Source organism: Clostridium sp. C2-6-12 (assembly GCF_009928485.1).
GTDB lineage: Bacteria > Bacillota > Clostridia > Clostridiales > Clostridiaceae > Clostridium.
Genome location: NZ_JAABNP010000010.1, coordinates 126,065 through 140,744, shown reverse-complemented (window position 1 = coordinate 140,744; position 14,680 = coordinate 126,065). Strand labels below are relative to the sequence as shown.

The 14,680-nt window shown below is 29.1% G+C and carries 13 protein-coding genes; 9 read left to right on the top strand and 4 right to left on the bottom strand.

Annotated elements, in window-relative coordinates; all coding sequences use genetic code 11:
• Positions 1 to 90: 90 nt before the first annotated feature.
• On the bottom strand, positions 91 to 1,908 hold the full coding sequence (locus tag GXK56_RS10545) for a methyl-accepting chemotaxis protein (protein WP_160687418.1): 1,818 nt from the start codon (positions 1,906 to 1,908) through the stop codon (positions 91 to 93).
• A gap of 526 nt (positions 1,909 to 2,434) precedes the next feature.
• On the opposite strand from GXK56_RS10545, the gene GXK56_RS10540 reads away from it, so the two are divergent.
• Positions 2,435 to 3,076, top strand: a complete 642-nt coding sequence (locus tag GXK56_RS10540) for a peptidylprolyl isomerase (protein WP_160687454.1) — start codon at positions 2,435 to 2,437, stop codon at positions 3,074 to 3,076.
• A gap of 145 nt (positions 3,077 to 3,221) precedes the next feature.
• Here GXK56_RS10540 and GXK56_RS10535 read toward each other — a convergent pair whose 3' ends face one another.
• Positions 3,222 to 3,593 carry a MerR family transcriptional regulator gene (locus GXK56_RS10535; RefSeq protein ID WP_160687417.1) on the bottom strand — a complete coding sequence of 124 codons (372 nt, stop codon included), beginning with the start codon at positions 3,591 to 3,593 and terminating at the stop codon, positions 3,222 to 3,224.
• Positions 3,594 to 3,832: 239 nt separating this feature from the next.
• On the opposite strand from GXK56_RS10535, the gene GXK56_RS10530 reads away from it, so the two are divergent.
• The 8 genes from GXK56_RS10530 to larB all read left to right on the top strand — a co-directional run bounded on the left by GXK56_RS10530 (position 3,833) and on the right by larB (position 12,373).
• Positions 3,833 to 5,170 carry an MATE family efflux transporter gene (locus GXK56_RS10530; protein ID WP_160687416.1) on the top strand — a complete coding sequence of 446 codons (1,338 nt, stop codon included), beginning with the start codon at positions 3,833 to 3,835 and terminating at the stop codon, positions 5,168 to 5,170.
• A gap of 296 nt (positions 5,171 to 5,466) precedes the next feature.
• Positions 5,467 to 6,621 carry an aldo/keto reductase gene (locus GXK56_RS10525; protein WP_160687415.1) on the top strand — a complete coding sequence of 385 codons (1,155 nt, stop codon included), beginning with the start codon at positions 5,467 to 5,469 and terminating at the stop codon, positions 6,619 to 6,621.
• A gap of 187 nt (positions 6,622 to 6,808) precedes the next feature.
• Positions 6,809 to 7,789, top strand: coding sequence for a cobalt transporter CbiM (gene cbiM, locus GXK56_RS10520; protein ID WP_160687414.1), 981 nt, complete (start codon positions 6,809 to 6,811; stop codon positions 7,787 to 7,789).
• Positions 7,790 to 8,587: an energy-coupling factor transporter transmembrane component T gene (locus GXK56_RS10515; RefSeq protein ID WP_160687413.1), complete on the top strand. Its 798-nt coding sequence runs from the start codon at positions 7,790 to 7,792 to the stop codon at positions 8,585 to 8,587. It begins immediately after the preceding gene.
• Positions 8,588 to 8,648: 61 nt separating this feature from the next.
• Positions 8,649 to 9,374, top strand: a complete 726-nt coding sequence (locus GXK56_RS10510; RefSeq protein ID WP_160687412.1) for an ABC transporter ATP-binding protein — start codon at positions 8,649 to 8,651, stop codon at positions 9,372 to 9,374.
• Positions 9,375 to 9,398: 24 nt separating this feature from the next.
• Positions 9,399 to 10,748 (top strand): nickel pincer cofactor biosynthesis protein LarC, encoded by a 1,350-nt coding sequence (gene larC, locus GXK56_RS10505; protein ID WP_160687411.1) that lies wholly within the window; start codon positions 9,399 to 9,401, stop codon positions 10,746 to 10,748.
• Positions 10,749 to 10,776: 28 nt separating this feature from the next.
• Entirely contained in the window at positions 10,777 to 11,589 is an 813-nt protein-coding gene (gene larE / locus GXK56_RS10500; protein WP_160687410.1) for an ATP-dependent sacrificial sulfur transferase LarE, read from the top strand.
• Positions 11,590 to 11,626: 37 nt separating this feature from the next.
• Positions 11,627 to 12,373 (top strand): nickel pincer cofactor biosynthesis protein LarB, encoded by a 747-nt coding sequence (gene larB, locus GXK56_RS10495; protein WP_160687409.1) that lies wholly within the window; start codon positions 11,627 to 11,629, stop codon positions 12,371 to 12,373.
• Positions 12,374 to 12,583: 210 nt separating this feature from the next.
• Here larB and GXK56_RS10490 read toward each other — a convergent pair whose 3' ends face one another.
• Positions 12,584 to 13,912 (bottom strand): efflux RND transporter periplasmic adaptor subunit, encoded by a 1,329-nt coding sequence (locus tag GXK56_RS10490; RefSeq protein ID WP_160687408.1) that lies wholly within the window; start codon positions 13,910 to 13,912, stop codon positions 12,584 to 12,586.
• A 31-nt stretch (positions 13,913 to 13,943) separates the two neighbouring features.
• Positions 13,944 to 14,660, bottom strand: a complete 717-nt coding sequence (locus tag GXK56_RS10485) for an efflux RND transporter periplasmic adaptor subunit (RefSeq protein ID WP_160687407.1) — start codon at positions 14,658 to 14,660, stop codon at positions 13,944 to 13,946.
• Positions 14,661 to 14,680: the final 20 nt, after the last annotated feature.

Sequence of the window (14,680 nt, the reverse complement as noted above, 5' to 3'; positions counted from 1 at the left end):
ACAATAGAGAACCAGCTGTTTATATGAATTTTAATCATATATGCAGCTGGTTCTAAATTTATATATTTTAGGGTAAGCTAATTTAATTATTTAATTTTTTAAGTTGTAAATTGAAAGCTTGTCATGTATTAATTGTGATTGAGAAGCTAATTCTTGAGTTGAGGCAGCTGTTTCTTCCGCAGTTGCTGAATTAATTTGAACTACATCAGATATTTTATGAACTCTAGAGGTCATTTTTTCTATTGCATTAGCCTGCTCCTTTGACTCTTCAGCTATTTGTTTAACTAGATGAGCAGTATCATCTACATTTTTAACGATTATATTTAAAGCGTGAGCAGTTTCTTTAGCTAGATTTTCACCTTCCATTACTGCGTATAAGGAACTATCAATTATTTTTGTAGTATTTTTAACTGCTTCGGAAGACTGGGCTGCAAGTCTCTTTACCTCATCAGCAACCACTGCAAACCCCTTTCCAGCGTCCCCAGCTCTTGCCGCTTCTATTGCTGCATTTAAGGCTAATAGATTTGTTTGTGAAGCTATTTCTTCTATTGTGTTTACAATTTCAGCAATTTGCCTTGAAGAAGCAGTAATTTCTTTCATAGATTTCATTAAATGATCCATTTTTTCTGTTCCATCTTTTACTATATCTTTTGTTTTATCAGAAAAGCTGTTAGCTTCATATGCATTTTCTGTATTTTTTTGAACCTGTGATAATACTCTTGTAAAGCTTCCTAATAAGTCTTCTACAGCACCTGCTTGTTCAGTAGAACCTTCAGATAGCATTTGAGTAGTTCCAGTAAGTTGTTCTGAGCTGTTTTTTACTAAATCTATTGATTCACTAACTTGATGGAAGGTAGAATTTAAACTCGTAACAATTTTATTAAGTGATTCTTGAATAGGTGAGAAGTCTCCTTTATAGCAAATTGAAGTATCTAAATCTATATTTAAATCTGAATTTGATAATCTTTCAAGAGTGCTAGTAATATCATTTATATAAGAAGTTAGCATTGTTAAAGAATCCATTAAATCATTGCACATTTCACCCATTTCATCAGTGCTGGTATAAGTAGATTCTACCTTTAAATTTCCTTCTAATAAATTTTTTGATATGTTTTTTATATTATTAATTCCTTCTATTAGCTTTTCTTTTAATAATTTTCCAACTAAAGCTGCAATAAGCAATATTATTAATATAAATATAAAGATAGCAGTTACACTTAAATTTCTATATGTATTTGAACCACTGACAAATTTCTCGGCATCTATTTCAGCTTGATTAGATATGTCTTGAATTGTTTTTTGATTTAGTTCCATTGTCAAAGCATATGAAGATTCAAGAAGTTTTAATGCTCTATCTTTTTTCCCATCTTTAAGGAAGGTACAAGCATCTTGTCTTATTGGCTCTAATGCATTAACATTATCTGAAAGTGTTTTTAGAAGAGCAGGATCACCAGTAAAGATATTATTTAATGCTTCAATATTCTTTTTAAGGTCCTCAGCTGCAGCATTAGAAACATCTATGCTATAATTTCTTTTTGAGCTTTCTGTTGTTGCAATAGCTTTATAAAGATTATCGTCTAAATCTTTTAAATTGTATTTAATATTAGAAATGGTTTTTGAAACAGTATAAGGGGAAGCATATAATTTATTAGTTCTTGAAGCCATTGAAATAATCGATATCATAGAGCAAATCATTGCTACAGCCATTAATATTATTATAAATTTAAAAGAATTAGAAATTTTTTTTTCTATTGATTCGTTTTCAATAAACAAAAATAATTTTTTTAAAGTTTTGTTACTTTGAAGTTTGGAAGTAATTTCTTCAAAAGACATTTTTTCCTTATTTAAGTGAAGAGGTTTTCTTTCACTTGCATGTTCTTTTATTTTTAGTGATAATTTTTTGGACATATGGAATCACTCCTTCTGTTAACATTTAATAAAAACCTAAATACAAAATAATACATTAGTGAAAAGGTTTAATTATAATTGGTGTTTAAAAATAAGAGAATAACAATAGTATGATTTGTTTTATATAAATATAAATATTTTTAAATATATATATAATTATACCAGTTTATGAATACGTTTTACAATATTAATTTATAAAAATATTAAATATTTTATAAATGTATAAAACAAAGTGCAACCTATATTTTGATTTTATTATAAGTATTTCTAATTACTTAAATTAAGTTATATTAAAGAGGATTTCGGTAATAATACTTTTGAGTAAGTATTTAAATATTAAATTTATATGAATATTACTAATTTAATATAAGAAAATGTGATATACTATAAAAGCAAAAATATAAAAATTAAGGAGAAAAATATGCACATACAAAAAATAGAATCTTTACACATACAAAAACCAAAAACTTTATACATACAAAAATCAAGTTTTTTACATATAAAAAAATATTTAAGTTTATTTTTAATGACAATGTTAATGGGAATGCTTTTATTAACAGGATGTAGTAACGCTAAAGGTAAAGTGGATAAAACAAGTGAAACTACTCCTAAAGTAGAAAATAGCAATACTAATCCAACAAACGGAAATAAAAATCTACCTGTAGTAACTATAAACGTAGAAGGATATGGTACTATGGAAGTTGAATTATATCCAGAAATTGCGCCCAATACAGTTAACAATTTTATTTCATTAACTAATAAAGGTTTTTATAATAACTTGAAATTTCATAGAATAATTAAAGGATTTATGATTCAAGGTGGAGATCCTAAAGGTACTGGTACAGGAGGACCTGGATATTCTATTGAAGGTGAATTTACATCAAATGGTTTTGCTAATAGCTTAAAACATACAAAGGGAGTAATTTCAATGGCTAGAACTCAAAATCCTAATAGTGCGGGAAGTCAGTTTTTTATAATGGCAGGAGATGTTCCAAATTTAGATGGAGAATACGCAGCATTTGGTAAAGTTATTTCAGGATTAGAAGTATTAGACAAGATTCAAAGTGTAGAAACTGATCCGAATGATGCACCTAAAAAAGATGTTATTATTACATCAATAACAGTTGATACTAAAGGTGTTGAATACAAAGAACCAAAGAAAAAATAGAAAGTGTGAGTTTGCATGGAAAATAAATTTATACAATAAAGTGTGATTTGATTTTTATATGCATTTAAGACTACAGGATAAAGATTACGATAAAAATGTCCAAATATAAGAAGTTATCTTATATTTGGACATTTTTCTATTTGATTTATTTTATATTTTTGCTGCAAATAGAATCATAATAATTAATCTTGCAATTAATCTTATCGAGATTTTTATGTAATTCTGAAATTTGATTTAAAACTTCTTCTCGATGACGGATAAATATTTCTCTTCGGATTTCGAGAGTATCATCGCCTTTAAGACATAAAGTTATAACTTCTTTGATTTGCTTAATTGACATACCTGTATTTTTCAGACAGCAAATAAGCTCTAACCATTCTAGATCTTTCTCTTTAAAATCTCTGTTTCCAGTACCACTTCTATCTACGAAGGGAAGAAGCCCTTCTTTCTCATAATATCTTAGAGTATGTGGAGTTAAATTAGTTTTTTCAGCTACTTCAGCAATACTATATCCCATATGGGTATCCTCCTTAATAATTGTAAAGTACAAATGTGATTTACATATTAGAGTATACTCTAAGTGATGGAATTTGTAAATTTATATTACAAATTGCAAAAAACTGTTGACTCAGAGTTTACTTTAGGATGAAAATAGTAATAGGACAAGTATGATGATTTGTTAACGTGAACAATGATAAATATTTAAATTATAATATAGATTAATATCTAGTATAACTAGAGGAAGAAGGAAATAGGATGTTAATAAGAAAAAATGTTTTAAAGCTTGCAATACCAATAATGGTGGAGCAGACTTTTGTCATGCTTCTTGGAGTTTGTAATACAATGATGGCAGGTCATATAGGAGCACAGGCGGTTTCAGCTATTGGAATGGTAGATTCAATAAATATGCTCTTTATATCATTTTTTGCAGCTTTGTCTGTAGGTGCAACTGTAGTCGTTGCTCAACAAATTGGAAAAGAACAGCCTAGACAGGCTAATGAAACGGCAAAACAAGCTATAGTATCAGGATTTATACTTTCAGTAATAATATCATTATTTTTATGGATTTTTCGGGTGCCGTTAATTAACATTTTATATGGATCAGCAGAAGAATTGGTTAAATCCAATGCAAAATTATATATAGAATTTACCTTACTTACATATCCATTTGTTGCAATTGAGCAAATAGCAAATGGTATACTTAGGGGAGCTGGAGATACAAAAACGCCTATGTATATTTCAATAATTATGAATGTAATAAATATTATCTTAGGATACATATTAATATATGGAGTTAATTCACTTTACATACCATCCTTTGGAATAATGGGGGCAGCAATAGCTATAGCAATAGCAAGATTGATTGGTGCCATACTTATAATGATAATTTTATTTAGAGGAAGTAAAATAATAAAAATTAGAAAATTATATCCATTTAAATTTGATATGAGGATTCAAAAAAATATATTTAATATAGGAATTCCAGCAGGAATGGAGCAAGTAATTTTTAATTCAGGAAAATTAATAGTTCAAATATTTATAGTAACTATGGGAACTGCTTCAATTGCTGCTAATGCTATTGGGATGTCTATATGCCAAATTATTAATGTTCCTGGAAATGCCCTTTGTTTAGCGGCTACAGCTTTAGTAGGCCAATATGTTGGAAGAAACGATATCAAAGGAGCTAAAAGTACTTTAATCTATTTAGTTAAGTTTACAACAGTTTGTTTAGTTTCAATTGGAATAATATTTGTTCCAATTGCAGAGTGGGTAGCAAGCCTTTATACTAATGTACCAGAAGTAATAAGGCTTACTGGATTGTTAATTAGAAGCAATAGTATAGCATTGCTTGTATGGGCTATTTCTTTTGTGCTTTCTTCTGGACTTAAAGGAGCAGGTGATACAAGATATACAATGATGACAGCTTTTATTGGTATGTGGATATTTAGAATAGGTTTTGGTTATATAATAGGAATAGTATTTAAAGTGGGCATACTTGGAATATGGATTGGTATGTATGTAGATTGGCTCGTTAGGGGAACTTTATATTTGCATAGACTCAGAGGAACAAAGTGGATTTTACATAGATTGTAATATAAATAACTGCAGGTAAATTAATAAGTACGTTTAATTTACCTGCAAGTTATTTTATAAAGAACAGTTTAATACTAAGTTAATAGTTAATTTAACTGTGAAATCACGAACTTACTTTTTTATTTTAGGAAAAAAGTATTGACTTAGAGTCCACTCTAAGATGTACACTTATATAAAGAGCAGCTTTGCTGCAATAAGGAACTTTTCTTTTTCAACAGTTAATAGATCTAAAAATTTTATTTTCTTAGATCTTATATATATTAAATAAATAAATATTATATCAAGGGGGAGTTATTTTGTTATACAGAACATTTGGAAAAACAAATGAAAAGGTTTCAGCTTTAGGATTTGGATGTATGAGATTGCCAATTATTGATGGAGATACTACTAAAATCGATGAAGAAAAGGCTACAAAAATGATTCGTCATGCAATTGATGAAGGTGTTAACTACATAGACACTGCATATCCTTATCATGGTACTGGAATGGGTAATGGTGGAGAAAGCGAGCCATTTGTAGGAAGAGCTTTAAAGGATGGATACAGAGAAAAGGTTAAATTAGCTACAAAGCTTCCAAGCTGGGCAATAAAAACTAGAGAAGATATGGATAAATATTTAAATGAACAATTAGAACGTCTTCAAACAGATCATATAGATTTTTATTTAGTACATGCTCTAGGCGCTGGTACTTGGGCAAATTTAAAGAAATTAGGAATAGATGAATTTTTAGATTCAGCAATAAAAGATGGAAGAATAAAATATGCAGGCTTTTCTTTCCACGACAAATTAGAAGTATTTAAAGAAATTGTGGATTATTATGATTGGTCATTCTGCCAAATTCAATATAATTATTTAGATGAAAATTTTCAAGCTGGAACAGAAGGCTTAAAATATGCAGCAGATAGAGGTTTAGGAGTTGTAATTATGGAACCTCTTAGAGGAGGAAAGATAGTAAGAAATCTTCCAAAAGAAGTTATGGATACTTTTGATAAGGCAGAAATTAAAAAATCTCCTGCTGAATGGGCTTTAAGATGGGTATGGAATCATCCAGAAGTATCAGTAGTACTAAGTGGTATGAATATAATGGATAATGTTACTGAAAATTTAAAGACTGCAAGTGATGCTGCACCTAACTCTTTAACAGAAAAAGAATTAGAAATATTAAATGAAGTAAAAAATGTATTTAATGATAGAATAAAGGTTAATTGTACTGCATGTGAGTATTGCATGCCATGTCCAGCAGGGGTAAATATTCCAAGGAATTTTTCGTGTTATAATGAATATAGTTTATTTGTTACACCTGAAACAGAAAAACAACTTAAAGGAATATACAATTTAGCACCTCAAGAGAAAGCAGATAAATGTGTAGAATGTGGTAAATGTGAAAAGCATTGTCCTCAAGCTATTAAAATACGTGAAGAATTAAAAAAGGTTACAGCATTATTTGCTTAACTCATATTAAAGAAATTCTAATAGGAGATCTCAAAAGAAATTTTTATTACAATTCTCTAAATATATAAAAGCAATGAATTGTAGGAAATTTTGATTTTGAGACTCCTATGTATATTAGGTTATAAATATTACTAATAAGAAGTAAATTAAGTTTTATAACTGAAAATTACAAAAGGAGATATTTATTATGCATATACCAGATAATTATTTAAGCCCATCAACCTGTGCTGCTTTTGGTGCAGTTATGGTGCCTGTGTGGAAAAGGGCCAGTACAAATATCAAAAAGGAAATAACAAGGCAGAAGATGCCACTTCTTGGAGTAGCAGCAGCTTTTTCTTTTTTAACTATGATGTTTAATGTGCCTCTTCCAGGAGGAACAACAGGACATGCTATTGGAGCTAGTCTTATAGCAATTCTTTTAGGACCATATTCAGCTGTTTTTGCAGTAACAATAGCACTTGTAATTCAAGCTTTGTTTTTTGGAGATGGAGGAATATTAGCAATAGGTGTAAATTGCTTTAATATGGCCTTTATTATGCCATATACTGCCTATTATATATTTAAACTTTTAAAGAAACTTGTTCCTAATAAGATAGGAGAGCATTTGGGAGCATTTATAGGTGGTTATATTTCTGTAAATGCGGCGGCATTATTTGCAGCTATAGAGTTTGGAATACAACCATTACTTTTTAAAGATGCATCAGGGCTTCCATTATATAGCCCATATGGTTTAGCAATATCAGTACCAGCTATGATAATACCACATTTATTAGTTGTTGGTTTTTTAGAAGGAATAATAACATTAGGAGCATACAGCTATATAAAAAAGGCATCACCTGAAATAATATATAAAGGAAAAACTAAAAAGATGAAGCCTTTATACGCAATTATAGGAATTCTTATTTTAGCTACTCCTTTAGGGTTATTAGCAAGCGGCACTGCTTGGGGAGAATGGGGAACTGAAGAAATTCAAGAATTAATAGGCTTTGTACCTAAAGGAATGGAGAATGGATTTCAATTCAATTCTTTAATTCCAGATTATAGCTTAGGAAATATTACTGAATACATTGGATATATTGTATCTGCAGCACTTGGAGTATTAATTATATTAATTATTTTTAAAATTTTATCAAAAATAAATTTTAGAAGACAAACAAAAGGAGAATAAATGATCCCAAAATGGCTTTCAGAAAAAGACAATTATACTCCGAAAGAAGAAAAAAATTTATATATAGAAAAAAGTATTTTTTCATTTATAAAGATAATCTCAATTATTAGGCAAAACAAAAATCAAGATAAATTAATATACTTATTAAATCCAACTTTAAAAGTGTTGATTACAATATTAAGTGTAATATTAATATCTATATCAAGAAGTTGTATTTATTTACTCATAATGAACATTTATGTTTTAGGAAATCTTTTTCTTATGGAAAAGAAATCAAGAAAAAGGATTTTTATTAAAAGTATCATCTTTCCTATTATAAGTTTGATAGCGTTAATACCAGCAATGGTTTATGGGAATATATATAATAGTTTATTGCTTTTCCAAAAAATATTTATAACTATAATGATGATGAATTTACTAGCTCATAACACTAAATGGAACGATGTTAGTAAATCACTAAAACTATTATATGTACCAGATATATTTATATGGATTATGGATATAACTATAAAATACATTGTGTTGCTAGGTGAACATTCTATTAATCTTTTATATGCATTAAGACTTAGGTCAGTAGGTAAAACTTCAAATAAGTATAATTCACTTACAGGGATTATTGGAAGTTTATTTATAAAGTCTTATAAAATGAGTGAAGAAATGTCTCAAGCTATGGAATGCAGGGGATTTACAGGAGAATATACTACAAAAGTAAATTTTAAGCTTGCAAAAATAGATTATGGTTATATAACTGTTAATTTATTGCTAGTGAGTATATTTATTTTGACATATTTAAACTAGCAATTAGTAATAACCAAGGTAAAAAATAAAGTAATGTTTGCAAAATTAAGGAGAAAGCCTAATGATAAAATTGGAAAATATTTCATTTACTTATAAAAATAAAACAGCACTTGATAATGTAAATGTTCAAATAAATCAAGGTGAATCAATAGCAATAATAGGTCCAAATGGAAGCGGAAAATCAACTTTTTTAAAGCTTCTAAATGCTATTGTTTTCCCTAGCAAAGGAAAATATACTTTTAATAACATTGAAGTTAATGAAGAATATTTAAAAGATAATAAAAACCTAAAATTATTTCATAAGAAATTAGGTTTTATATTTCAAAATTCAGATGCTCAACTTTTTTGTCCAACAGTATTTGAAGAAATAGCTTTTGGACTTATGCAGATGGAGCTATCAGAAGATGAGGTTAATGAACGAGTTAATGACTGTCTAAGCCTCCTAAATATAGAAAAATTAAAAGATGAGCACCCTTATAATTTAAGTGGAGGGGAGAAAAAAAGGGTAGCAATTGCAAGTGTAATAGCTATGAATCCAGAGATTGTAACTTTAGATGAGCCAATGAATGGAATTGATCCTAAAGGAAAAAGATTCTTGAGAAATTTATTTATTGATTTAAATAATAGCGGGAAAACTATAATTTGTGCTACTCATGATTTTGAATACATTGAAGGCGTTTTTAATAGAGCTATTGTTTTTTCAGAGGATCATAAAATAATAAGAGATGATGCATATGATAAGGTTATAAGAGATGAAGGTTTTTTAAGAGAATACAATATCATATAAAAATATAAGAGGAGTGTGATTGAGTTGAAAATATTATATTATGATTGTTTTTGTGGAATAAGCGGTGATATGAATTTGGCGGCATTATTAGATTTAGGAGTGCCAAAGGAATATTTATTAGAAGAAATTTCGAAGCTTAAATTGGATTCTGAGTATGAAATAAAAATTGAAAAGGCTGTAAAGCATGGAATTACAGGGACGCGAGTGGATGTTATGTTACTTAAACACAATCATGAACATGACCATATTCACCATAATTCTGGTGACATAAATCATGACCATGTACATAACATTTCTGATAATCATAACCACCAGCATAATCATGCTCACGTAAATTTAGAGGTAGAACATAATAATCATGAGCATAATCATTCACATGAAGAAAACCATAGTAATCATGAACATCACCATAGGAATTTAAAGGATATTGAAAATATAATAAATTCAAGTGAATTAAATGAGAAAGTCAAAAAAATGAGTTTACATATGTTTATGAAGGTAGCAGAGGCAGAAGCAAAGGTACATGGAAAGTCTTTATATGAAGTACATTTTCATGAAGTAGGAGCTATCGATTCTATTGTAGATATGGTAGGAGCTGCAATTTGTTTAGATTATTTAAAGGTTGATAAAATAAAGGCCTCTTCAGTTCAAGTAGGAGGAGGATTTGTTAAATGTGCACATGGGCTTATGCCAGTTCCAGCACCAGCAACAGTTGAAATATTAAAAAATATACCAATAAATACTGGAATAGTGCAATTTGAAACAACCACACCTACAGGAGCAGCTATACTTGCAGCAAATGTTAAGGAGTTTACATCTAAAATTGACTTTATAATAAATAAAACAGCTTATGGAATAGGACATAGAGATTTAGAAATTCCTAATGTTTTGAGGGTTTACTTAGGTGAAGAAACCCCATTAGAAAAGGTAGAAGATCAATATATTTTAGAAACTAATATAGATGATATGAATCCAGAGTTTTACGAATATATAGAAGAAAAGCTTTTTGAAGCAGGGGCCTTGGATGTATATAAAACAGCTATATTTATGAAGAAAGGAAGACCAGGAGTTAAATTAAGCATTTTAATAACTGAAAAGCTTGAACAAGATGTGCTAGAGGTGATTTTTAAGGAAACAACTTCAATTGGGGTTAGAAAGTATAAAGTAGAGAAAATAATGCTTAATAGAGAATTTTCTAAGGTACAAACTGAATACGGGAATATTACAATTAAGAAATCTTATTATAAAGGAAAATTAGTTAAATATAAGCCTGAATATGAAGAATGTAAGGCTGTAGCAAAAGAAAAAAATATAACTTTGGATAGTATTTATAAAGAAGTTTACAAGAACATTTCAAGTATAGAGGATAAATAGGAAGTTATATGAAAGGTAGGGTTAGATAATGATAAATAATGATAAATATAACGAATTAATAAGTTATCTTAAGGGTTTAGGAAAGGTAGTTCTAGCATTTTCAGGAGGAGTAGACAGCACTTTTTTACTTAGAGTAGCTAAAGAAGCTCTTGGTGATAATGTAAAAGCAGTAACTATTATGTCACCATATATTCCTAAATGGGAAATAGCAGAAGCAAAAGAGTTAGTCAAAGAATTAGGAGTTAATCATGAAATTATAGAAGCTCCTATTATTGAAACAATAAAATATAATCCAGAAGATAGATGTTATCTTTGTAAAACAGCAGTATTCACCATGATACTAAATGTAGCTAAGGAACAAGGCTATGATTGCGTAATTGATGGAACTAATTTTGATGACATTAAGGATTATAGACCAGGTCTTAGAGCTTTAAAGGAATTAGAAGTTAAAAGTCCATTGCTTGAATGTAAGTTAACTAAGGCAGAAATAAGAACATTTTCTAAAGAACTAGGACTTAATACTTGGGATAAGCCTCCATATGCATGTCTTTTAACAAGAATTCCTTATGGGGATGAATTAAAGGTAGAAGCTTTTGAAAGAATTGAAAAGGCAGAAAGATTTATGATGAGCATAGGTTTTAGAGCTGTTAGAGTAAGATGCCATGGAGATTTGGCAAGAGTTGAAGTAAATAGAAATGATAGAAATAAATTATTTAACGAGGAACTTTTAGATACTATTGCAGAAAAAATAAAAGAATGTGGCTTTAAATATGTAACAATGGATTTACAAGGTTACAGAGTTGGTAGCTTTAATGAAAGTATAATGAGTAAAAATGAATAATTATTCATCATTCATTATAAAGGGGTGATTAGAGGTAATGAATAGAGAAGAAATTAAAAACTTATTAGAAGCAGTTAAAAATAATAAAGTAAATATAGATGAAGCGCTTAAAAACTTAGAAGATCTCCCATTTAAAGATTTAGGTTTTGCAATGATAGATAATCATAGAGAACTAAGAGTTGGATATCCTGAAGTTATATATTGTGAAGGAAAGACTGTAGAGCAGGTTAAGGAAATAGTTGAATTCATGCTCACAAAGGATAACAATATTTTAGGAACAAGAGCAACTGAAGAAATGTATAATGCTGTGAAAGAAATATGTGAAGAAGCAGAATATAATAAGCTTGGAAGAACTATAACAATTAAGAAAAAGGAACAGGATCTTACAGAAAGTTATATTGCAATTGTTTCAGCAGGAACTTCTGATTTACCTGTAGTAGAAGAAGCTTATGAAACTGCAAAAATATTAGGAAATAGAGTAGAAAAAATAACAGATGTAGGTGTGGCAGGAATACATAGACTTTTTTCTAAACTTGAAGTTATTAGAGGAGCAAAAGTTGTAATTGTAGCTGCAGGTATGGAAGGAGCTTTAGCCAGTGTTGTAGGAGGTTTAGTTGATAAACCTGTAATAGGAATTCCTACAAGTGTTGGATATGGTGCAAACTTTGGAGGACTTTCAGCTTTATTATCTATGCTTAACAGTTGTGCAAGTGGAGTAAGTGTAGTAAATATTGATAACGGATTTGGTGCAGCTTATAATGCAAGCATTATAAACAAGTTGTAATGAAAATGAAATATAAAATGAGACTTTAATTTTATTTATTTAAATTTAATTAAAGTCTCATTTATATTTTAAAAGTTAGAATAGAAACTAAAAGTCTAAAAGAAAGCACTGAACATTTAAAAGAGCTTGTTTCAAAATTTGCTATATGCTAAAAACACAAAAGAAGTCTAATTTAAAAGGTTAGACTTCTTTTGATAATTTTAAAATAAGTTAGTTATTTTTCACAATATTAAATTTTCCATTATCCTTCATATTTGAGCTGCCTTGAACAACAATTTGGTCATCCTTAGAAGCACCATCTTTAATTTCTATATATTGATTCTTAGGTTGTCCAAGTGTTACAGCACGTTTGGATAATTTATCACCGTTAATAACATATATATAAGAAGCACCATCTTCCTCAAATACAGATTCTTTTGGTATTAATAAAGTATTATTTTCATTTTGATTAATTAAGGATACATTTGTAACCATTCCTGTTTTTAATTTATCATCTGGAGTATTAATTGTAATTTGAACATCAAACATACCTGTTTTTTGATCAGCAGAAGGACATATTGTTGAAATCATGCCATCATAAAATAAGCCTGTAGATGGTACAGATACTTTTGCTGACATTCCTACAGTTACATCATTTATATTTGTTTCAGTAACTTTAATTAATACATTTATTAAATTTTCATTTTCTAAAATAATTGATGGCGTTTGGGCTGGCGTTATTTCACCAACAGATATATTTTTAGCACTTACTTTTCCGGTAATAGGAGCAGTAACAATAGAGCTATCAAGCTGATGCTTTGCTATATCTAAAGCTGCTTTAGCACTGTCCATTTGAGCTTTTGCTGAAGCTATATTATCTGGATTTATTATTGAATTAGTAAGTGATGCATTTTCACTGGCAGCGGAATAACTAGCTTTTGCGTTATTAAGCCTAGTTTGAGCATTTTGTTTTGCCATATCCAACGCAGCAGAAGTTGTATCTAATTTGCTTTTAGCATCATCTAAATTTACTTTTGTTGCAGCGTCAGCTTCATATAAAGCTTTTGTACGGTCATAATTTGCTTTTGCATCATTATAAGCGTTTTGAGCAGAGGCTATTGCAGTATTATTATCAAATTGACTTTGAGCATCATTAAGTTCATTTTTAGCTTTTTCTAAAGCTGTTGCAGCATCATTTTGAGTTTGTTTAGCTGAGCCGCCAGCCATTTTATCATAAGCTGCTGCTGAAGCATCATAGTTAGCTTGAGCTTGATTGAATTTATATGTTAGTTCTGTATTATCAATAGTAAATAAAGTGTCACCTTTTTCTACCTTTTGCCCAACTTCAACATTTACAGTTTGAACTTTTCCAGAAACACTAGGGATTATAGAAGCTTTTTCAGCTGAAATTACATTTCCAGTGTAAGTATTATCACTGATTGAGCTTGAGGTTTTTACATTTGTAACTGTAACATTTGCTATATCTGAATTACTACTACAACTTATTAATAACGTACTTACTAATGCAACACATAAAGTACCTGAAATTATCTTTTTCATATATTTCATTTCCTTTCGTAATTTAATAGATTTACTTTACTTTTATTTTTACAACAGCATTCATACCAAGTGTCATAGGAAGATTGTCTTTATTTTCAATAGTTACTTTTACAGGTATTAACTGTGTAACTTTTGTGTAAGTACCACTTGTTGAAAGACTAGTAGCAGAATTGGAAAAATAAGTTTGAGTAGCATTATCTATTTCAGTAACCTTACCTTTAAAGGTTTTATCAGGATAGGCATCTATGTCAACTTTGACTTCTTGTCCAACTTTTATTTTCATTATGTCAGTTTCTTCTACATTAACACCTATATACATATTAGAAGTATCAGCTATAACTGCAAGTTGAGAGGTAACAGCAACTGATTGATTTTTTATTACATCTGTTTTAACAATAGTTCCATCAATAGGTGAAGTAATATAAGGAAGTACTTCTTGTCTTCCAAGAACTTCATCTTTTTTTACTAAATCACCAGCGTGAACATTCCACTCTAAAATTTTCCCAGCTGTTACTGGAGTAATTGAATACATTTTAGCAGTTACTTTAGCATTGTCAGTAGTAAAATAATTAACAGTAGTATTATAAAAATAATATCCTATGCTGCAGCCTAAGATTACAATTACAATAAGTACAGGATAAAGTATTTTCTTTGAGAATAATTTTTTGAATTTCTTTTTTCTTTTATCTTTTACAGATTCTTCTTCAGAAGTTATTTCCTTTGAAGATATTTCTTTTGACTTTTCCATAACTCACATCTCCTAACCTT